19 protein-coding genes and 3 tRNA genes are annotated in these 19,709 nt (G+C 71.8%); 7 read left to right on the forward strand and 15 right to left on the reverse strand.

The genetic code is table 11. The features are described 5' to 3' along the window. Window position 1: 1 nt before the first annotated feature. The 6 genes from BJ964_RS41245 to BJ964_RS41270 all read right to left on the reverse strand — a co-directional run bounded on the left by BJ964_RS41245 (window position 2) and on the right by BJ964_RS41270 (window position 5,711). Window positions 2-1,228, reverse strand: coding sequence for a vWA domain-containing protein (locus BJ964_RS41245; protein WP_188125737.1), 1,227 nt, complete (start codon window positions 1,226-1,228; stop codon window positions 2-4). After that, window positions 1,218-2,396 carry an AAA family ATPase gene (locus tag BJ964_RS41250; RefSeq protein ID WP_188125738.1) on the reverse strand — a complete coding sequence of 393 codons (1,179 nt, stop codon included), beginning with the start codon at window positions 2,394-2,396 and terminating at the stop codon, window positions 1,218-1,220. Before BJ964_RS41250 ends, BJ964_RS41245 begins: the two co-directional genes overlap by 11 nt. Then, entirely contained in the window at window positions 2,393-3,889 is a 1,497-nt protein-coding gene (locus BJ964_RS41255) for an ankyrin repeat domain-containing protein (protein ID WP_188125739.1), read from the reverse strand. Before BJ964_RS41255 ends, BJ964_RS41250 begins: the two co-directional genes overlap by 4 nt. A gap of 66 nt (window positions 3,890-3,955) precedes the next feature. Continuing rightward, window positions 3,956-4,030 (reverse strand) — tRNA-OTHER (locus tag BJ964_RS41260). Window positions 4,031-4,054: 24 nt separating this feature from the next. After that, on the reverse strand, window positions 4,055-5,584 hold the full coding sequence (locus BJ964_RS41265) for an ankyrin repeat domain-containing protein (protein WP_188125740.1): 1,530 nt from the start codon (window positions 5,582-5,584) through the stop codon (window positions 4,055-4,057). Window positions 5,585-5,635: 51 nt separating this feature from the next. Next, window positions 5,636-5,711, reverse strand: a tRNA-Arg gene (locus tag BJ964_RS41270). 178 nt (window positions 5,712-5,889) lie between these two features. Here BJ964_RS41270 and BJ964_RS41275 point away from each other — a divergent pair. After that, window positions 5,890-6,528: a GAP family protein gene (locus tag BJ964_RS41275; protein ID WP_188125741.1), complete on the forward strand. Its 639-nt coding sequence runs from the start codon at window positions 5,890-5,892 to the stop codon at window positions 6,526-6,528. A gap of 33 nt (window positions 6,529-6,561) precedes the next feature. On the opposite strand, the gene BJ964_RS41280 is transcribed toward BJ964_RS41275, so the two are convergent. From BJ964_RS41280 to BJ964_RS49390, 7 genes are all read right to left on the reverse strand, one after another. Then, a complete protein-coding gene (locus BJ964_RS41280; protein ID WP_188125742.1) occupies window positions 6,562-7,521 on the reverse strand; it encodes a quinone oxidoreductase family protein in 960 nt (319 codons plus the stop codon). Further along, window positions 7,521-7,766 (reverse strand): hypothetical protein, encoded by a 246-nt coding sequence (locus tag BJ964_RS41285; RefSeq protein ID WP_188125743.1) that lies wholly within the window; start codon window positions 7,764-7,766, stop codon window positions 7,521-7,523. Before BJ964_RS41285 ends, BJ964_RS41280 begins: the two co-directional genes overlap by 1 nt. Window positions 7,767-8,023: 257 nt before the next feature. Then, complete coding sequence (locus BJ964_RS41290) at window positions 8,024-8,485, reverse strand: hypothetical protein (RefSeq protein ID WP_188125744.1); 462 nt, start codon at window positions 8,483-8,485, stop codon at window positions 8,024-8,026. A gap of 156 nt (window positions 8,486-8,641) precedes the next feature. Beyond that, on the reverse strand, window positions 8,642-10,342 hold the full coding sequence (locus BJ964_RS41295) for an ankyrin repeat domain-containing protein (RefSeq protein WP_188125745.1): 1,701 nt from the start codon (window positions 10,340-10,342) through the stop codon (window positions 8,642-8,644). Further along, window positions 10,339-11,433 carry a leucine-rich repeat domain-containing protein gene (locus tag BJ964_RS41300; RefSeq protein ID WP_188125746.1) on the reverse strand — a complete coding sequence of 365 codons (1,095 nt, stop codon included), beginning with the start codon at window positions 11,431-11,433 and terminating at the stop codon, window positions 10,339-10,341. The genes BJ964_RS41295 and BJ964_RS41300 overlap by 4 nt, the downstream gene beginning before the upstream one ends. Window positions 11,434-11,465: 32 nt before the next feature. Next, a tRNA-OTHER gene (locus BJ964_RS41305) sits at window positions 11,466-11,538 on the reverse strand. 64 nt (window positions 11,539-11,602) lie between these two features. Further along, on the reverse strand, window positions 11,603-12,118 hold the full coding sequence (locus BJ964_RS49390) for a helix-turn-helix transcriptional regulator (protein WP_188125747.1): 516 nt from the start codon (window positions 12,116-12,118) through the stop codon (window positions 11,603-11,605). A gap of 76 nt (window positions 12,119-12,194) precedes the next feature. Between BJ964_RS49390 and BJ964_RS41315 the strand changes: the two genes are divergently transcribed. From BJ964_RS41315 to BJ964_RS41325, 3 genes are all read left to right on the forward strand, one after another. Next, a complete protein-coding gene (locus BJ964_RS41315; protein ID WP_229807039.1) occupies window positions 12,195-13,118 on the forward strand; it encodes an NADH-quinone oxidoreductase subunit B family protein in 924 nt (307 codons plus the stop codon). Window positions 13,119-13,320: 202 nt separating this feature from the next. Next, entirely contained in the window at window positions 13,321-13,914 is a 594-nt protein-coding gene (locus tag BJ964_RS41320; RefSeq protein WP_188125749.1) for a hypothetical protein, read from the forward strand. Between the two features lie 122 nt (window positions 13,915-14,036). Next, window positions 14,037-15,203: an acyltransferase family protein gene (locus tag BJ964_RS41325; protein ID WP_229807040.1), complete on the forward strand. Its 1,167-nt coding sequence runs from the start codon at window positions 14,037-14,039 to the stop codon at window positions 15,201-15,203. Here the strand turns inward: BJ964_RS41325 and hypB are convergent. Both hypB and BJ964_RS41335 read right to left on the reverse strand, forming a co-directional pair. Continuing rightward, window positions 15,145-15,804, reverse strand: a complete 660-nt coding sequence (hypB, locus tag BJ964_RS41330) for a hydrogenase nickel incorporation protein HypB (RefSeq protein WP_188125751.1) — start codon at window positions 15,802-15,804, stop codon at window positions 15,145-15,147. The two genes, BJ964_RS41325 and hypB, sit on opposite strands and share 59 nt — an antisense overlap. Before the next feature lies 1 nt (window position 15,805). Continuing rightward, window positions 15,806-16,135: a hydrogenase maturation nickel metallochaperone HypA gene (locus BJ964_RS41335; protein WP_183218721.1), complete on the reverse strand. Its 330-nt coding sequence runs from the start codon at window positions 16,133-16,135 to the stop codon at window positions 15,806-15,808. 123 nt (window positions 16,136-16,258) lie between these two features. Between BJ964_RS41335 and BJ964_RS41340 the strand changes: the two genes are divergently transcribed. Genes BJ964_RS41340 through BJ964_RS41350 form a run of 3 tightly spaced genes read left to right on the forward strand, consistent with a single transcriptional unit; the run spans window position 16,259 to window position 19,706 of the window. After that, window positions 16,259-18,028, forward strand: coding sequence for a nickel-dependent hydrogenase large subunit (locus BJ964_RS41340; RefSeq protein WP_188125752.1), 1,770 nt, complete (start codon window positions 16,259-16,261; stop codon window positions 18,026-18,028). Further along, complete coding sequence (locus tag BJ964_RS41345; RefSeq protein ID WP_188125753.1) at window positions 18,025-19,257, forward strand: hypothetical protein; 1,233 nt, start codon at window positions 18,025-18,027, stop codon at window positions 19,255-19,257. The genes BJ964_RS41340 and BJ964_RS41345 overlap by 4 nt, the downstream gene beginning before the upstream one ends. Further along, complete coding sequence (locus BJ964_RS41350) at window positions 19,254-19,706, forward strand: hydrogenase maturation protease (protein WP_203832566.1); 453 nt, start codon at window positions 19,254-19,256, stop codon at window positions 19,704-19,706. The genes BJ964_RS41345 and BJ964_RS41350 overlap by 4 nt, the downstream gene beginning before the upstream one ends. Window positions 19,707-19,709 lie beyond the last annotated feature (3 nt).

Raw genomic sequence — 19,709 nt, forward strand, 5'->3', positions numbered from 1 at the left:
GTCACCGGCCGGGGGCGCCGACCTCCAGCGGGATACGGATCGTCTCGATCCAGGACGGCGGGTCGCCGCCGCCCTCGCCGATCACCCCGGCGATGACCCGGACCTGGCCGGGCTGGACCTCCGGCCACGGGGTGTAGCCGTCGGTCAGGACGATGACGATGTGTGGTCGCTCCGGGCCCTTCAGCGCCTGCTCGATGCCGACCCGCATGTCGGTGCCACCGCCACCCGCCAGGACGACGTCACCGATCGTGGCGGCACGGCGCACCGCATGGACGTCGGCGTCGCAGGCCAGCACGGCGACCCGGTTGCGGCCGATGCCGACCGCCCGGAGCACCCCGGCGACCTCACCCAGCACCGCGCGGAGTTCGTCGTCGCCCATCGATCCGGAGGTGTCGACGACCACCGCCACCCGCGGCATCGGGCGGCGCAGGCTGGGCAGCACCACCCGGGGAACGGCCGCCCCACGCCGGGACGGGCGCTGATAGGTGTAGTCGACCGCCCCGGAAGCCCACGACGCGGCCTCCCGGACGGCGCCGGTGAGAGCCCGCCGCCAGTCGACGGTGGGTTCCAGGATCTCGTCCGCCCAGCGGCGCCAGCCCGCCGGGATCCGGCCCCGGGCCTTGGCCTGCGCTCGCAGCTCCTGCGCGGTCTGCCGGCGGATCGCGGCGGCCTCGACCGGACTGACCCGGGCCGCATCCGACAACTCCCACGGCTGCGGGCGGCCGTGCGCTCCGGAGCCGCACTCGTGGTGCCGGTGACCCGCCGGGATGCCGGGCAGGTACTGCTCGAACAGCTGCCCCTCGGGAAGCCCGAACATCTCCGGGCGCATGGCGCCCGACGGCAGCGACGACAGATCGTCGTTGATCTCGCAGTCCTGGGCGATGTTGACCCGCTGATGATCGTGCCGGTACTCGGGAACGAGCAGCGTGGCCCGCGCGTGATGGTCCCGCAGCAGATGGGCGGCCTCGTGCACCCAGACGGCGGCGAGCTCGTGGACCGGCGTGGCCTCGACGAACCCCGGATTCACGTAGCAGCGCCAATGCTTGTCCACCCCCATCGTGGGGACGTCGAGGCTCGGCACCACGGTCAGGCTGTAGAGGGCGGACGCCAGGTAGGGCTGGCTGCCGGCAGCCCTGAGCCGCGCGGCCAGCAGTTTCGTCCGGTCCAGCCGCCGCGCCGCCTCCCCGTGAGCCGGCGCCGAGCCGGTGGGGTTCTGGTCAGGCGCCACCGGTCAGCATCCCGGAAGCGGTGAGGACGTCCAGGAAGGCGTCGATCGACGACGGGACCGGCCACTTCGGATCGCGCATGCGGGCCAGGTCGAAGGCGGCCCGGGCGGCCACGTCGGGCACCCCGGCGTCGACGGCCTTCGCCAGCACGGTCCAGCCCGCCTCCCAGCGGTCCCGGGTCACCGAAGCCTCGATGGCGGCCACGACCGCGGTGAGGAACGCCAGCTGGCGGTCACCCCGGTCGGGCAGCGCGAACGCGGCCGGGTTGGCGAGGACCCGCTCGGGGTCGGGCAGGTCCAGCTCGTCGAGGTAGGTGGTCAGCTCCAGGCCGGGACCGTCCCCGACCGCGCCGATGATCGCGGTGGCCAGCGCCTCCCGCCCGGTGCCGGCGCAGAAGTGGAAGACCAGCAGGCGCAGGGCCATGTCCCAGGTCCGCGGCGACGGCCAGGCGCCACCACGCGCCTCGGCGTCGGTGGGCAGGTGGTGGGTGAGACCGGGGCGGGCGGTCAGGAACCCGGCGATCACACCGCGGGCCCGGGCCAGCGCGCTGGGCGCCCGGTCCAGCGACACCGCCGGTACGTCGATGCGCGGCCACACACCGGACAGTCCTCGGGCGACGACCCGCGGATCGTGCGCCCAGTGCAGGTGGATGAACCGGTTGGCCAGCGGTGGGCTGAGATGCCAGCCGTCGGCGGCGCTGGACGGCGGGTTCGCGGCGGCCACGATCCGCACCTCGTCGGGCAGGACGAGGCTGCCGACCCGCCGTTCCAGCACGACCCGGAGCAGGGCGGCCTGCACGGCCGGCGGCGCCGACGACAGCTCGTCGAAGAAGAGCAGGCCGCGCCCGTGCCGGGCGAGCCGGACCGCCCAGTCGGGCGGCGCCATCGGCACACCCTGAACGGCCGGGTCGTCGCCGACGATGGGCAGACCGGCGAAGTCGGACGGCTCGTGCACGCTGGCGATGACCGTCTCCATCGGCGCGTCCAGGCCCTCGGCGAGCTGGGCGAGGGTCGCCGACTTGCCGATGCCCGGCTCGCCCCAGAGCAGCACCGGAAGGTTCGCGGCCACGCACAGGGCCAGCGCGGCGGCCCGGTGATCGGTGACCGGTTCGGTCCGGGTGACCCTGATCTGGCGCAGCAGCTCGTCGGCGGCGTCGAGCCCGGTCGTCATGCCTTCTTCTCCTTGAGATAGCCCAGCGCGGCGGTGAGGTCGGGAGTCATGTCCCGTGCTCTGATCGTCTTGAGGTATCGCAACGGCGAGACGCCCTGCACCGGCAGGCGCGGATCGGCGCCGGCGTCGACCAGGGCGATGATCAGCTCGATCGGCCACCGCCGGGTCAGCGCCTCGAACAGCGGCGTGATGCCCTCCCGGTCACGGGCGTCCACGTCGAGGCCGGCGGCCAGCAGCCGGGGCAGCACCGCGGGATCCCCGAACGCGCCCAGCAGGTGCACCAGGGTCCGGCCGCCGCCGTCGCACAGCCGCGGCTCGAGCCCGGCGTCGAGCAGGGCGGTCACCACACGCGAGCCACCCGACTCCAGCCGCAGCCACAGGTCGCGGCGATGCTCACGCAGGGCTTTCGGCAGCCACCGTGCGAGGCCGCGCCAGCCCAGGTCGGCTTTGAAACAGCCGCCGATCTCCCCGCCGAACGCCCGGAGGGACAGCTCACGCTGCCATTCGTCGTCGCTGTGCTCGGGCAGCGCGAGCCGCCCGCCACGGACCGACACCCAGTGCCAGACACCGCGGCAGCGGACCCGGAACACCCGCTCGTCGAGAAGCCCGGCAGGCACGAGCGACGGGTCGGGATCGCCCGTCACCCCGGGGGCCAGCACGTCGCGAACCAGCGGATGCAGGTCGGCAGGATCCAGGCGGCCCGTCTCGATCAACGCCCGGTCGATCGGCGGGCGCAGCACGTCGGCCAGCAGACGCAGCTCGGCCCGGCCCGTCTCCTCCGGCCGGCTCGCCGGGACGATGACCCGGATCCGGTCACCGGACGCCAGCAGGTGCAGCTCGCTGGAGTTCCAGCGGCCCAGCAACCCCCACGACGCGCGGCCGAACTGCGCCGAGACCCGGCGCAGCTCGCGCGCGGCCAGCACCGGATCCATGCTGCCCAACAGCGAGAGGTGCCACCGGCGCCGACCGTCGTCGAGCTCCCAGCCGGCCGCGGTCCAGGCCGCGACCACGTCGCTGTCGGCGAGACCGGCGACCCCGGTGAGCGGCAGCTCGGCGGCCCGGCGGACATCCCACAGGTACGGCGGAAGCGGGCAGATCAAGCGCCCCTCGACGTCGCCGGCCCGCACCGCGTCGAGAGTCAGACGGTTCGCCCCGTTCTCGATGTCGGGCGTCCGGACCACCAGGACCATGGTGTCCGGCTCGACCGGCCCGTCGCCGGCCAGCAGATAGGTCCGCCAGCCTGCGAGATGGACGGTGCCGCCCATGGCCCGCGGGAGATGCCAGCGCAGCAGGTCGGGCGCGAACCCGGCGAGCAGCTCGGCGACCGGCCCGGCATCGTCGAAGGCGACGTCGATCAGGGCCGCCTCGCACGCCGCACGCCAGTCGCCACGCTCCCGGGCCGCGGTGCACTCGGCGATCATCCAGCCGGGAACCGCATATCTCCGGATGCGCTCCCCATCGGACAGCTCGAGCCGGTCACGGTGCAGGCTCACCGGAACGCCCCCACCCCATGACTCGTCCCGATCACGCCGGCTCCTCCCCCGTGCCGAAATCCCAGGTGGCGGGGCCGACCGGATTCGAACCGGCGTCCTCCCGGTTGATGCCGGGCGCGACGACCTCTGCGCTACGACCTCGCCGCGCCGGAGCATACGCGAGCCCTACGACATTTCCGCCGGGCCACGATCCCGCCCGCCGACAGCAGGCGCGGGCATGGTGGGGCGTCGGGCCGGCGAGGCGGCCCACTCCGCCGGGCCGGTCAAAGAGAGCTGAGGGTACGCGCCAGCAGCGTTCAACGCATGGAGCAACTCAGCCGGCGCGGAGTGAACCAGCGCCTCGCACATCGGCGTCCAGCCCCGCCGGCTGACGGCGTTGATGTCGAGACCTTCGGCGAGCAACCGGGGCAGCAACTCCTCGTGGTCGAACAGGTGGATCCGGTGCAACAGGGTCCGCCCCTGACCGTCGCGGATGTGCGGGTCGAGCCCCGCGTCGAGCATGGCGAGCACCACCCGGCTGCCCCCGTGCTCCATCCGCCGCCACAGGTCCCGCCGGTGCTCGAGAAGGCCGCGTGGCACGGCGCCCTCACCTCCGTACCATGCGGATTCGGCCCGGAAACATCCGGCGAGCGACCCGCCGAAGGCGCGGAGCGCCTGCTCCCGCATCCGATCGGCGTCGGTGTGGTCGAGCAGGTCGAGATCGTTGCCGCGAAGGCCGATCCAGTGCCACTCCCCGCCACAACGAACCCTGACCCGTACGTCGTGGGCGTCCCGCCGAGGCGGAGCAGAACCGGCCGGAACATCCGGGAACAGCGCCGCCCGAACCAGCGGATGCACCTCCCGAACCGGGATCAGCCCTCGCGCGACCAGGCCGATCTCCACCGGCTGCCGCAGAAGTACCGGATGCAGACATGGTCGCGCCGGAGTCATCCCCGGCTGAGGTGGGTCCGACAGCGACCGGGTGATCCCGTTCCGCTCCCCCGCCACCTCGAGACGGACACACCGCGACGGCCGCCGGTGACCGTCCGCCCACACGGGAAACGACCAGCCCCGGAACCGGTCGGCGATCCACCGAAGCGTGCGCGCGGCCACCCACGGATCCGCGCCGTCCAAAATGGCCCGACCGTCCCGTGGCCAGGATCGGGCGTCCGCCTGGTCGATCAACCACCCGGCCGAGGCCCACAGATCGATCGCCCCCGCCCCACGTGGCCTCGCGGCTCCACCCGCCCCGGCCCCGGCCACCGTAAGGAGACCGGCTGCGCCGCCCGCCGCTGGCGCCGCCAGATCACGCAGCTCGGTGGATCGGCGGGCATCCCACAGGTAGGGCGGAAGCGGAAAGACCGGCCCCTCCTCCAGATCCCCGGCACGCGCCGCTTCGAGGGTGAGCCGCTGGGTCCCGGTCACCCACCGGGGCGAGCGCACCACGAGGACCCAGGTGTCCGGTGTGATCGGACGGTCCGGGGCCAGCAGGAACCGCATCCCGGCGGCCAGGGCGGCGTTTCCGCTGGCCGACCGCGGCAGATGCCAGCGCAGCAGGTCGGGCGCGAACCCGGCCAGCAGCCCGGCGACCGGACCGGCGCCGGTGAACGCGACGTCGATCCGGGCCGCGGCACAGGCGGCCCGCCAGTCGCCGCGCTCCCGGGCCTCCGCGCACGCGGCGATCATCCAGTCGGGGACCGCGTAGCGGCGGACCATCCGCCAGTCTCCCAGTGCAGAAATCGGTCCACCCCCGTGTCGTCGCTGAGGTGGCGGAGCCGACCGGATTCGAACCGGCGTCCTCCTGCGTGCGGTCAAGGCGCGACGACCTCTGCGCTACGACTCCGCCGCGCCGGAGCATACGGCGACCCACCGACATTTTTCGGCGGGCCGCCCTAGCGCGAGCAAGGGCCGGGATTTGAATGCCCCGCCGCGCCCGGGGGGTGATCCGAAAGGACCTGATCGGGCAAACGACGTCCGGGACAGGCTCCGCTTGGGAAGGATGAGGCCGAAAGGAGGAAGCCGTGAATTGGCTGAGCGTCCTGCTGCTCTCGGTGGTGATGATCGCCGGCCCGCAGATCATCAGTGCCGTCTTCCTCGCCTCCAGCCGGGAGGCGAGGCGCAGCTCGCTCGCCTACCTGGCTGGGGCCGGGCTCGCCGGGCTCATCGGGCTGACCGTCTGGCACTTCGCCTTTCACGTCGTACGAGGTACGTGGGGCGGCCAAGGCAAGCATGACGGTACTGCCCGCCTGGTCGACTGGGTGGTGTTGGCCGTGCTGCTGGCGCTGATGGTGATCGTCTTCGCCCGCCGCAAACGGAGCCAGCCGCCGAAGTGGATGAGTAGATTGCAGGCGGCCAGCCCTCGCTTCGCCTTCGGCTTGGGTTTTCTGTTGTTCATCGCCATGCCCAGCGACGAGGCCACCATGGTGGCGGTCGCCGGAAGCCTCGACAGCCACGACAAGCCCTGGTGGCACCTGCTGCCGTTCCTGGCTCTGACGCTGCTGTTCCTGGCGTTGCCGCTACTCGTCCTGCTCGCGTTCGGTCAGCGCGCGGTGGCGGTGCTGCCGAAGGTCCGGGACTGGGCCAACGAGCACTCGTGGCTGGTGAGCGAGGCAGTCATCCTGATCTTCTTGACCATCGTCGTGTCCGATCTGCTCAAGTGACCCGCGGGTTCAAGTTGGCCGGCCACCCGCCTGTCACGGCACAATGACCAGCCTGCTGCCCCGTAGGTCGGTGCGTTGCCAGGCGGTCTCGATGTCGCTCAGTGGGACCTTCACCACGTCGAAGGTCAGCTCGCCGGATCGGGCCCATGTCACGACCTGGCCGTACACCTCCTGCATGGTCTGTGGGCCGAGTCCTTTGGCCGCGCCGTAGATCTCGACACCGGAGGTGCGCAGGCTCTCCGCGGCGAGAACGAGCCCGGCGCCGGCGGACTCTCCGATCTGGATCAGCCGCGTCGGCTTCGGGAACGCGAATGATCGCGGGATCAGCGATCGCAGCAGGATCTCGGTGGGCCGGCCCCAGAGGTAGTCCAGCACGACGTCGTAACCATCGCCCTTGGCATCGAGGTACGCCTGCGCCAGCGCCTCGTCCGGTACGGCTGTGTTGATCACCTCATCGGCGCCGAGGGCCCGCACCTCACGCAGTTGGTCGTCGTCGCGGCCGGTCGCGATGATCCGGCCGGCGCCGAGCAGCCGGGCCACCTTCACCGCGAGTCGCCCGGCGACCCCGGTGGCGCCCTGCACGAGTACGGTCTCGCCCGGCACGAAGCCGGCGGCGGTCTTGATGGACATGCCGGTGATCGCCGTGCCCAGCACGGTCGCGATCGCCGGATCGATGCCCTCCGCGATCGGCATGTAGGCGCCCTTGGGCACCACCGTCTTCTCGGCGAGCGCGCCGAAGGGCTGGCGTGGGTTGCCGAACCCGACGAGGGTGCCATCCGGCAGCGTGCCGATGCCGTCGAAGGCGGGAATCGCCGGCAACTGTGCGGTGTACTTCTCGCTCGCGTAATGCGTGCCGGCCGCGATGCGCTTGTCGACGTTCTCGACCGCGACCGCCTTCACGTCGATGACGACCTCATCGTCGCCGGCCACGGGATCCGGGAAGTCCTCATAGCGAGGGATGCCACCGATCTCGTGCAGCACCGCCGCCTTCATCACAGCTCCCGGCCGAAGAACGCCGCGACCCGGCGCTGAACGACCGCCAGGAACCGGGGAGGCCGGGCAGGTGTGTGGTTCCACCTGTTGTTCAAGGAAGGTCGGGCCACGTCGCCGCCGCGATGCGCACGGCCGCGGATCGCCGTGCCCTGGTGTCCAGCCAGCCGCTCGGCGTGCGCGGGGACTCCGGGAATGCGGTGTGCAGCCCAGTGCAGCAGGCTGCCGACCGAGCGCTTGTCTGTCATCACCATGCCCCTCTCTATCAGCGATAGAGAACGACTCTAGCACCGATAGAGTGACGGTGGGAGGTACCGAATTGGCGCTGAGTACTCTGCGCTGGACGGAAGCCGGCGCACCGCGGCAACGTGGCGATTCGCAGCAATGCCAACGGAGCTCTGCCCCCAGCCCGACGAAGCGTGTCGCGGCGGTCGGCGTGGATGAGTACCGGAAGGCCCGGCTCGCCTGTGGTGAGCCGGGCCTGGTCGACCTGTTCGATCCGGCGTCAGCCGAATATCTGGCGGACCTTCTCCTGTCGTCTGCGTTCGCGGAGCAGGCGCCGGCCGGTGAACACCGCCGCAGCCAAGCACACCAGCATGATGACCGACAACACGACCGCGAGATTGCGCGAGCCACTGCTGTCGGCGTCCTCGACATCCGACGTCAACCGCGCCGGGTCGTACCGGATGCGTACCCGGTCCGACGTATCCAGCTCCAAGCTGCAGCTGTTGCAATCGGCGGTGATCGTGTCGCCCTGGTGGACGAACTCCACCGTGGTGGACTTGACCTTGCCGGCCCGGTCCACCCCGACGACCACGGCCTCCGTGCTCACCCCACGGGTCTTCATCGTCCAGGCCTCTACGCCCGCGATGCCGCCCTGCAGGCACATGAAGACCGTCAGCAGGCTGAACCCGACAACCACACGGATCAGGTTCTGCTGCCTCGCATCAGTCACCGCTGCACCCACTCACTCCCACATCACAGCATGCCGACGCCAGCGATGGCCATGGCGAGCCCGGCGGCGAAGAGCAGGGCCGAGACGAACAGCCGGAGCCTCACGGACGTTGTCGCATCACTTTCGGTACGCCGTACGCCCGGGTCCGTCGCCACTGTGGAAGGTCGGTCACGCCTTCTTGCGGACGTACTCGAGGGCGGCCACGAACTCGGGTGGGAGATCTTCGTTGTAGTTCAGCACGTCGTCGAAGTAGTCGATCACCGACATGTCGTACTGGTTGGGCAGGTGCGGGTCGGCGCCCGCGTCCACCAGGGCCCGGATCAGGTCGGCCGGCCACTGGTGCACCACCGCGATGTAGAGCGGTGTGCTGCCCTCCAGGTCCTTGGCGTTGACGTCGAGCCCTTCGGCGATCAGCCGGGGCAGCAGGCGGGCGTGGTCGAAGGAGCGGACCCGGTGCATCAGGCTGCGGCCACGGCTGTCCCGCAGGTGCGGGTCCATGCCGGCGTCGAGCAGTTCGAGAACAACCCGGGTGCCGCCGTGGATCATGCGCAGCCACAGGTCCTTGCGGTATGCGCGGATCCGTTTCGGGAGGCGGCCACCGGCGCCGCGCCAGGCATGCTCGGCCGCGAAGCAGCCGGTCACCGCGCCGCCGAAGGCGCGCATGGCGCGTTCCCGTTGCCGTTCCTCCGCGGTGTGCGCGGGCAGCTCGAACCGCCCACCGACCAGGTCGAGCCGGTGCCACTCGCCCCCGCAGCGCACCCTGATGATCTCCACCCCCGCCGGCGACCGGGACGATCCGCCCACCGAAGCAGCGGGCGAAGCGGACCCCGGGACACCCGGCGAAGCCGTCACCGGGTCGCCTGGCGAAAGGGTGGACGAGGCGGCCGGTTGGGCCGGGGAACGAGGCGGGGCGCCGGAGGCGGTCGTGGAGGAGCGGGCGGGGAACAGCGCGGCCCGGACGAGCGGATGCAGATCGGCGGGCGTGAGCCGGCCCGCCCGTACCAGGTCGAGGTCGGGCGAATACTGGGTCAGGTCCCGGTGCAGGCGCGGGGCGTGCCGCATCGGGTCGGACCAGCCGCCGCCGGACTTCTTCCAGGCGACCCGGATCCGGCCGTCGGCGACCTTCACCCGCAAATACCACCGGTAGTCGGCCCACAGCGCCCAGGTGGCCTGCCCGTACTTCGCGGTGAGCTGTTCGGCGTCGAACGCCGCCCGCAGCGGATCGACGCCCGCGAGGTCGTCCTGGCGTGCCCAGCCGTTCCCGTCCTCGTCGGTGACCAGGAGCCCGGCCGTGGTGAACGCCGCGGCCAGGGTGGGCGCCAGCCGCACCCGCTCGGCCAGGGCCGGCGTGTCGTCCCACGTCCCGAGTTCGGCATCGGGCAGCGGGTCGCCGGCCGGTGTGAAGCCGGGCATCCGCTCCGCCGAGCCGCCCAGCGCGAACCGCAGCTCACCGGCGTGGCGGGCGTCCCAGAGGTAGGTGGGCAGCGGAAGGTAGCTCTCCTGCCCGAGGTGGGCGCCGCGCACCGCCTTCAGGGTGAGCCGCTGCGATCCGATCAGCGACACCGGCGCGTCGACCACCAGGGTGAGCGTGTCATGGTCGACCGGACCGTCCGGAACCAGTACGTACCGTCGCTGGGGCGCGAGCGTCGTGTAGCCCCCGAGGGCGCGGGGCAGGTGCCAGCGCAGCAGGTCGGGCGCGAGATGGCGGGCCGGCTCGGCGCCCTCGTCGTCGAGGTCGACGTCGATCCGGGCGGCCTCGCAGGCGGCCCGCCAGTCGCCGCGCTCACGCGCCTCGGTGGATTCGGCGATCATCCACTCCGGTACGGCGTAGCGGCGGATCCGAGCCCACTCGGTCAGCGTGCCACTCATCGGTAGACGCTCACGATCGCGTTGATGTCCTCGTGTGGTGGGGTGGTGGTCTTCGGGGCCTGCCGTCGCATGCGCCGGGGGACGCCGCCGTTGAGGCCCAGGTGGTCGAGGTGGGCGCCGGCGGCCAGCAGGAGCCGGGCGCCGCGGCCGGTGACGCCGGTGAAGCGCACGTCGAGCCGTTTCAGGGCGCTGCCGGGCAGGGCCTCGGCGAGCAGGGCCGCGCCGGTGTCGCCGACCTCGTTGGGGAGGCCGCCGAGGGCGCGTTCGGACGGTGGCCGGGCCAGGTCGAGGGCGGTCCACGCGCGCAGGTGGGCGGCGATCGGGGCGACGTCGGTGATGCCGTTGCCACCCAGTCCGAGGGTCATCGCGTACCCCGACAGCTTTTCCGTCAGAGCGGCGGCGCCGGCATCGCCGAGGTGGTTGACGGCGAGGAACAGCTCGCGGACGCCGCCCTCGCGGACGAGTCTGGTGAGGACGCCGACCGCGTCGGGGCCGAGGCCGTTGCCGCCGAGGAAGAGGCGCTGCATGCCGGGCGGCCGGGCGGCGAGGGCGTCGGCGAGCGGTTCCAGGCCGGCGGCGGTGAGACCGGTGTTGACCAGGTCGAGCGTACGCAAGCTGGTGTTCTCGGAGAGTGCGGCCGCGAGCCGCGCCACCCCCTGGTCGCCGATCGGGTTGCGTTTGAGCCAGAGGGCGCGGACCGTGCCGTCGGCGGCGAGCTGGTCGGCGAGGGCGCCGGCGCCGTCCGCGTCGATCCGGTTGCATCCGAGGTAGAGGGTGCTGATCCGGTGGCCGGGGGCGAGCGCTCCGGCGACCGCGCGGGCGCCGTCGGCGCCGAGCCCGTTGGTGCCGAGCAGCAGGTGGGTGCGGTGTGGGGAGGCGGCCGCGACGGTGGTGACGCGGGCCGCCTGCTCCGGGCCGAGGCCCTGTTTGCACAGGTCGACGCGGCCGTCGGGGCGGAGCAGGCCGCGGGCGAACTCCTCGGGCGCGGTGATCGGCTCGGGTGCGGCGAGGCGGCCCAGGATGCCGTCGAAGTCGCCCGGATCGGCCAGGCCGCGATCCGGATCGCTGATGGCCGGGCATCGAATGATCATGCCGACGCCTCCCCGCGGTGGTGGTCAGGCGGCGAAGCCGGCCGGATTCGAACCGGCGTCCTCCTGCTCGATGCCAAGGCGCGACGACCTCTGCGCTACAACTTCGCCGCGCCGGAGCATACGCGACCCCACCGACATTTCCGTGCCGGACCGCGCGCTCAGGGCGGCGTCAGAGCGGCGGTTCGCCGAAGGCCGACCTGATCCGGTGAAAGTCGCGCAGCCGCGGCTCGGTGGCGCCGGACACCCACCGGCTGACCGTCTTGGTGGACACCTCGAGGCGCCGGGCCGCCGCCTCCAGCGTCAGCCCCTCGGCCCGCAGCCGCGCCGCGAACCAGGCGGCGAACGACGTCGGCGCCGGCACGGCCACCCGGGCCCCGTGGGCCGGCCGCTGCGGCGCCTTCGTCACGGTGGGGGCGGACGGCGCGGTCGACGAGCTGAGCACGTCGATCTCGGCGCCGGACGGGAAGATCCGCAGCGACACCTGGATGGAGGGGCTCACCCCGGCGGCTTCGAGCAGCACGTCGGCGACGCGTTCGCAGAGGTTGCGCACGTCCTCGTCGGACACGCGCGTACCGGTGAGCTGCCGTCGCAGGAAGGCCCGGACGTCGGGCAGCGCCGACGGGCGGGCCGGGAAGGCCTGCGCGACCACGGTGAGCGGGAGGATCTCGACATCCGGGGACGGCACGTACCGATGGTACGGAAACCCGCGATACCCGAACGAGTGACAACGGATGCGGTGGTTCCGCCCCTACGCTGAACCGATGCTGCACGTCCTCTGGATGAACGGCGGGCTCAGTTGCGACGGCGAGTCGGTGGCGATCACCGCGGCCACCCAGCCGAGCATCGAGGATCTGGTGCTGGGCGCGCTGCCCGGGGTGCCGCCGATCGAGTTGCACTGGCCGTACCTGGACTTCCAGAACGGGCCGCCGTTCATGGAGTGGTTCCACCGGGCGGCCCGCGGGGAGCTGGAGCCGTTCGTCCTGGTGGTCGAGGGGTCGATCGCGGACGAGTCGAACAAGACGGCCGGCTACTGGACCGGGTTCGGCAACGATCCGCGGACCGGGCAGCCGATCACCGCGGCCGACTGGCTGGACCGGCTGGCCCCGCGGGCGTCGGCGATCCTGGCGGCGGGCACCTGTTCGGCGTACGGCGGGATCCACGGGATGGCCGGGAACCCGACCGGGGCGATGGGTGTGCCGGACCACCTGGGGTGGGACTGGCGGTCCAAGGACGGGGTGCCGGTGGTGTGCGTGCCCGGCTGCCCCACCCTGCCGGACAACCTCACCGAGACGCTCATGCATCTGGTGATGCACGTGGGCGGGGACGGTCCGCCGCTGGAGCTGGACGAGGAGCTGCGGCCGCGCCGGCTGTTCGAGTCGACCGTGCACTCGGGATGCGACCGGGCCTCCTTCTACGACCAGAGCGACTTCGCGGCCGGGCAGGGCTCGCCGGCGTGCCTGGTGAAGGTCGGCTGCTGGGGTCAGGTGGTGCGGTGCAACGTGGCGAAGCGGGGCTGGATCAACGGGGTGGGCGGCTGCCCCAACGTGGGCGGCATCTGCATCGGCTGCACGATGCCGGGATTCCCGGACAAGTTCCGGCCGTTCACCGAGGACCCGCCGGCGCCGGTGTTCGTGCCGCTGGAGCAGACGCTGCGGGGCTACACGCTGCGGGTCGCGGGCGAATGACCGGTTCACCCGAAAGGCGGAGCGCCGTGACAACCCCCGGACAGAACTGTCCGGTCAAGGCTGTGAACAGGGAGAACAGGACCCGGAGGGCCGGTCAGAGGTGGGTGGACAGCCTTGGGTCTGGCCGCGTGGCGCCGGGCTCCGGCAGCGTCAGGACCGCGCCGCAGTCCGGCGTCTCACGGATCCCCCTAGGAGCGGCACAGTGTTCTGGCGACGAATCTCCGCGCACCGGGCTTTGGCGGCACACAATTCCGGCCGGTGGACCGGCGTCCACGTGCTCCACCGGCGGTCGCCCAGACGGCCGTCGCCGTGCGCCGTTCCCGGCCAGTTCCCGGAGCCGGTCTACCGCGAGCCGGAGAGCGCCTGGTGGGAGGCGCAGGAGGAGGGCGGGCCGGTCACCGTGGTGGTGCTGTCCGACGGCGACGCGGCCGGGGTGCTGGACGGGCTGGCCGGTCTCGCGGAGGGGCGGCTGCTGTTGGTGGTCGGCTGGGCGGACGCCGACACCCTGATCACCGGTCTGGCCCGGCTGCTCCCCCGGCGCCGGATGATGGTCCTGCCGGCCCACCACGGCGAGGACTGGCTGCGCGGCAACGCCGCGATAGTGGCCGGCTCGCTGCTCGACGGTGTGCTGCCGATCCTCGTCACCCACACCGCGGCCCTGCACGCGATCGCGGCCGATCTCAGCGGCCGGCTGCACGCCGACCGGGTCCTGCGGGTCCAGCACACGCCGTTCGGCGCCGGCCTGCTGCCGGTCTGGCGCCGTCGGGAATCGTTGCATCCGTACGTGGAAATGTGATCTGTTCGTCGCCGAGTCCCGTCGGCTGATCTTTATCCGGTATCGTCTCGCGACCGTCCACCGGTGCAGCCGCGCCGGTCGGGACCTCCTCGCGACGACATGGCGGATTGAGTTTGACCAGCGTGACATCGGTTCCCGTGACGGGGCCGTCCCGTACCCCGCTGAACCGCCTGCCCTCCCTGACCGGACTGCGCTGGGCGGCGGCGTTCCTGGTGTTCGGGTTCCACGTCGGCACCCTCAACCTGATCGAGCCGGACACGTGGCACCGCCGCTGGGACTACGTGTTCGGGCTGGGCGCCTCCGGTGTCTCGTTCTTCTTCGTACTCAGCGGCTTCGTGCTGGCCTGGTCGGCGCGGCCGGGCGATACGAGGCGGGCGTTCTGGTGGCGCCGTTTCGCCAAGGTCTACCCGAACCATCTGGCCACCTTCGCCGCCGTGCTGCTGGCGATGTGGGCCTGGGGCGACCGGATCCAGCCGAAGCCGGTGCTGGCCAACCTGGCCCTGTTGCAGACGTGGACGTGGAAGGACGGCTACCAGTACTCGGTCAACTCGGTGAGCTGGTCGCTGTGCTGCGAGATGTTCTTCTACCTGATGCTGCCGTTCGTGCTGCCGCTGCTGCGCCGGATCCCGACCGGGCTGCTGTGGGTGATGCTCGGCGCGGTGCCGTTGGTGATGCTGCTGATCTCCAACCCGCTCGGCACCGACGGCACGTGGCTGAGCGGCGTCGTCCCGTTCCGGCAGTTCGTGCCGGAGGACTACCACTGGTGGTTCACCCAGCTCTTCCCGCCGGTCCGCAGCCTGGAGTTCCTCTGCGGCGTGATCGCCGGCGTGCTCACCACCCGCGGTCACTGGCGGGGCCCGGGCCTGCGGATCTCCACGTTGCTGTTCGTGGCGGTGTACGCCGTCTGCACGGCCTGGGTGCCGGGCGACTACTGGCTGGCCACCCTGACCGTGGCCTACGTGGTGCTGATCGGCGGCGCGGCCCGGGCCGACCTGGCCGGTGAGCCGTCGCCGTGGCGGTGGCCGGTGCTGGTCTGGCTGGGTGAGGTGTCCTTCGCGTTCTACATGGTGCACGTGGCGCTGATCCAGAACGTGCTGCGCCTGCTGGAGCGCCACGGCGTGGGCTGGGATCCGCTGCCCGCCCTGGGCGTGATCGCCGCCTCGGTCGCCGGGTCGCTGCTGGTCGCCTGGATGCTGTTCACGTTCGTGGAGAAGCCCGCGATGCGGCTGCTCACCCGGCGCCGCCGGACAGCCACGCATACCAGTCCGGTAGGCGCGAGCCCCGGGTAGCGGAGACCGTCAGGACCGTCGCGCCCGGGTTGACCGCGGCGATGTGCCGGCGGCAGGCGTCCACGTCGAAGTCCACGTACGGCAGCAGGTCGGTCTTGTTGATGACGACCAGGTCGGCCACCGCGAACATGTACGGGTACTTGAGCGGCTTGTCCGCCCCCTCGGTGACCGACACGATCACCACCCGCGCGTGTTCACCGAGGTCGAACAGCGAGGGGCAGATCAGGTTGCCGACGTTCTCCACGAACAGCAGCGAGCCGGGCGGCGGGTCGAGGTCGTCCAGCGCCCGCCGGGTCATCGCGGCGTCCAGGTGACAGCCGGCCCCGGTGTTGACCTGCACCACCGGGGCGCCGGCCGCGCGGATCCGGTCGGCGTCGAGCGGGGTCCGCTGGTCGCCCTCGATCACCGCGACCGGCTGCCGCAGCTCCCGTACGGTCCGTTCCAGCAGGGTGGTCTTGCCCGAGCCGGGTGAGCTCATCAGGTTGATCGCCCGGATCCCGCGGGCGGTCAGCAGCTCCCGGTTGGCCCGTGCCAGGTCGTCGTTGCGGGCCAGCACCCGCTCCTCGAGGGTGACCGTGACGACCGGCCCGTCCTCACACATGTCAGGCCACCTCCATCGACACGATGTGCAGCTCCCGGCCGGTGGTGACGGTGACGTCGGCGCTGCCGCACGGGCACAGCGGGATCATGTCGGGCAGCCGCTGATCGGTGCGGCAGGCGCGGCAGAACACCACGGCCGGGCGCAGGTCGAGGTCGAGGGCGGCCCCGTGCGCGGCGGTGCCGGTGGCGGCCAGGTCCCAGCAGAGCCGCATGGCGTCCGGCAGGACCGCGGTGAGCGCCCCGATCCGGACGGTGACCCGCCGCACCGGCCGTCCGGCGGCTCGGGTGCAGACCGTGTCGACGATGTTCTCGGCTATCGCCAGCTCGTGCATGGCGCTTCGTCTCCCGCGTTCAGTGACGCTGTACCTCGGTCAGGTGGCGCGGATTGACAGTCTTACACGGCCGGGAGAACGCTGTTAGCGGCGTCACACCAAAGTGAAACAGCGGAAGGCGACATGGGCTCAGAGCCAGGCGAACTGGTCGACATGGCCTGGGATCCGATCACCCGGATCGTCGGCAGCCTCGGCATCTACACGAAGATCGACTTCAATCAGCGGGTGGTGGCCGAGTGCCGCTCGACCAGCTCGATCTTCCGCGGCTACTCGGTCTTCATGAAGGGCAAGGACCCCCGCGACGCGCACTTCATCACCAGCCGGATCTGCGGGATCTGCGGCGACAACCACGCCACCTGCTCCTGTTACGCGCAGAACATGGCGTACGGCGTGAAGCCCCCGCCGCTGGCCGAGTGGATCGTCAACCTGGGCGAAGCGGCCGAGTTCATGTTCGACCACAACATCTTCCAGGAGAACCTGGTCGGGGTGGACTACTGCGAGCGGATGGTCGCCGAGACCAACCCGGGGGTGCTGGAGCTGGCCAACCGGACGGCCGCACCGCACGCCGGTGAGCACGGCTTCCGCACGGTCGGCGACATCATGCGCTCGCTGAACCCGTTCACCGGCGAGTTCTACCGGGAGGCGCTGCAGGTCAGCCGCCTGACCCGGGAGATGTTCTGCCTGATGGAGGGCCGTCACCCGCATCCGTCCACGTTGTTCCCCGGCGGGGTCGGCACGCAGGCGAGCAGCCAGCTGATCACCGACTACCTGACCCGGCTGATGCGCTACGTCGAGTTCATGAAGAGGTCCGTGCCGATGCACGACGACCTGTTCGACTTCTTCTACACGGCGCTGCCCGGCTACGAGCACGTCGGCGAGCGCCGGGTGCTGCTGGCCTGCTGGGGATCGTTTCAAGATCCAGAGCACTGCGATTTCCGGTACGCCGACATGGCCGCGTGGGGACGCAGGATGTTCGTCACGCCCGGCATCGTGGTCGACGGAAAACTGGTCACCACCGACCTCGTGAAGATCAACCTGGGGATCCGGATCCTGCTCGGCTCGTCCTACTACGACGACTGGGAGGACCAGGAGATGTTCGTGACGGCCGACCCGCTGGGCAACCCGGTGGATCGCCGCCACCCGTGGAACCAGCACACCAACCCGCGCCCACAGAAGCGCGACCTGGACGGAAAGTACAGCTGGGTGATGTCGCCGCGCTGGTTCAACGGCAAGGAGTACCTCGCCCTGGACACCGGCGGCGGCCCGCTGGCCCGGCTCTGGAGCACCGCGCTGGCCGGGACCGTCGACTTCGGCTACGTCCGCGCGACCGGCGACGGTGTCCGGATCAGCCTGCCGAAGACCGCGCTGAAAGGTCCGGTCGAGTTCGAGTGGCGGATCCCCCGCTGGAGCAACACCCTGGAACGCAACCGGGCCAGAACCTACTTCCAGGCGTACGCGGCCGCCTGCGCCCTGCATTTCGCGGAGCGGGCGCTCGCCGAGATCCGGGCCGGGCGGACCCGCACGTGGGAGCCGTACGAGGTGCCCGACGAGGGGATCGGCTGCGGCTTCTCGGAGGCGGTCCGCGGCGCCCTGTCGCACCACATGGTCATCCGGGACGGGCGGATCGCCAACTACCACCCGTACCCACCCACCCCGTGGAACGGCAGCCCCCGCGACAGCTTCGGCACCCCCGGACCCTACGAGGACGCCGTCCAGGGTCAGCCGATCTTCGAGGAGAACGACCGCGACGACTTCAAAGGCATCGACATCATGCGTACGGTCCGCAGCTTCGACCCCTGCCTGCCCTGCGGCGTGCACATGTACCTGGGCGGCGGAAAGAAGATCGAGGTGCTGCACTCCCCCACCCAGTCCGCCGGGGTGACCGTCTCATGAGCCTGGACAGTGTTCGGGCGGTCGCCGACACCGTCCTCTACGAGGGCTACCTGCTCTACCCGTACCGGGCGGGGGCCGCCAAGAACCGGTCCCGCTGGCAGTTCGGGGTGCTCGGGCCACCGCACGCCGTGCCGGCCGCGTTCGCCGAACCGCCGGAGATGTCGATGCAGTGCCTGCTCACCCCGGACGGGGCCGGCTGGGTCACGGTCCGCCTGCGGTTCCTCCAGCTCCAGGCCCGGGAGGTGCAACGGCTGCGCGGCGACGGCGAGCATGAACCGGCCGAGCGGCTCCGGGTCGGCGGCACCACCCTGCTGAGCTGGGACGAGGCCGTGGAACGGGAGATCACCCTGCCGGACCTGCCGGTGCACGGCGACGCCGAGTTCCCGGTGAGCGTGCCCGGCGGTGAGGACATCGAGCCGGTCCACGACGGCGACGGACGGCCGGTGGGGCGGGTGGTCCGCCGCCGGTGGCCGCTGACCGCCCGCGTCCGCACCTCGGTACAGGCCGACGACGGGCTGCTGCGGCTCACCGTCTCCGTCACGAACGAGCACGCGGAGCCCGTACCGGAGAAGGAGAGCGCGACCCGGCACTCGCTGATCGCCGCGCACCTGACGGTGGAGGCACACGATGCGGACTTCGTGTCGGTGCGCGAGCCGATCCCGGCGGCGCGCCGCTGCCGGCAGGACCGCTGCTGGCCGGTGCTGGCCGGACCGCCCGGCGAGACCCGGCTGCTGCTCGGCGCCCCGATCATCCTGTACGACCACCCGCGGCTGGCCGAGCGCAGTCCCGGCGACCTGTTCGACGGATGTGAGATCGACGAGCTGCTGACGATGAGGGTGCGAACCATGACCGACCAGGAAAAGGCCGAGGCCCGCGCCACCGACCCGCGCGCCGCCGCGATCGTCGACCGTTGCGACGGCCTCGGTGACGACGATCTGCTCGGCCTGCACGGCACCCGCATCGACACCGAAGCGAATATGCACGGCACCCGCATCGACGCCGGGACGATCACGCACGGCACCCTGGTCCGGCTGCGCCCGGCCCGCCGCGCCGACGCACAGGACCTGTTCCTGGCCGGCCGGATCGCCCTGGTCAACGAGGTGGTCACGGACGTCGACGGCGGCACCCACGTGGCCGTCGTCCTGCTCGACGACCCGGCCGCCGACCTGCACGACGGCTACGGCCGCTACCTGTACTTCGCCCCGGACGAGCTGGAGCCGGTGTCGTGATCCTGATCGCCGGCATCGGCAACGTGTTCCTGGGCGACGACGGGTTCGGGCCGGAGGTGGCGCGGCGGCTGGCCGCGGGCCCGCTGCCGGACGGGGTACGGGCCGCCGACTACGGCATCCGCGGCCTGCACCTGGCCCACGACGTCGACGGCCACGACACGCTGATCCTCGTCGACGCGCTGCCCCCGGGCACTCCGGGCGCCATCGAGGTCCTCGAAGTGGACCCGGCCGACGTCGGCGCGGGCGGGTTCGACGGCCACGCCATGGACCCGCTCGCCGTGCTGGCCGCGGTGGCCCGGCTCGGCGGCGTCCTGCCCCGCACCTACGTGGTCGGCTGCCGGGTCGTCACCGTCGGCGAACGCATCGGCCTCTCCGCCCCGGTCGCCGCCGCCGTCGGCGAGGCGGTCGCCACGGTCCACGCCCTGATCAGCACACCGGCACGGGGGTGACCG

The sequence above is a fragment of the Actinoplanes lobatus genome, from assembly GCF_014205215.1.
Lineage (GTDB): Bacteria > Actinomycetota > Actinomycetes > Mycobacteriales > Micromonosporaceae > Actinoplanes > Actinoplanes lobatus.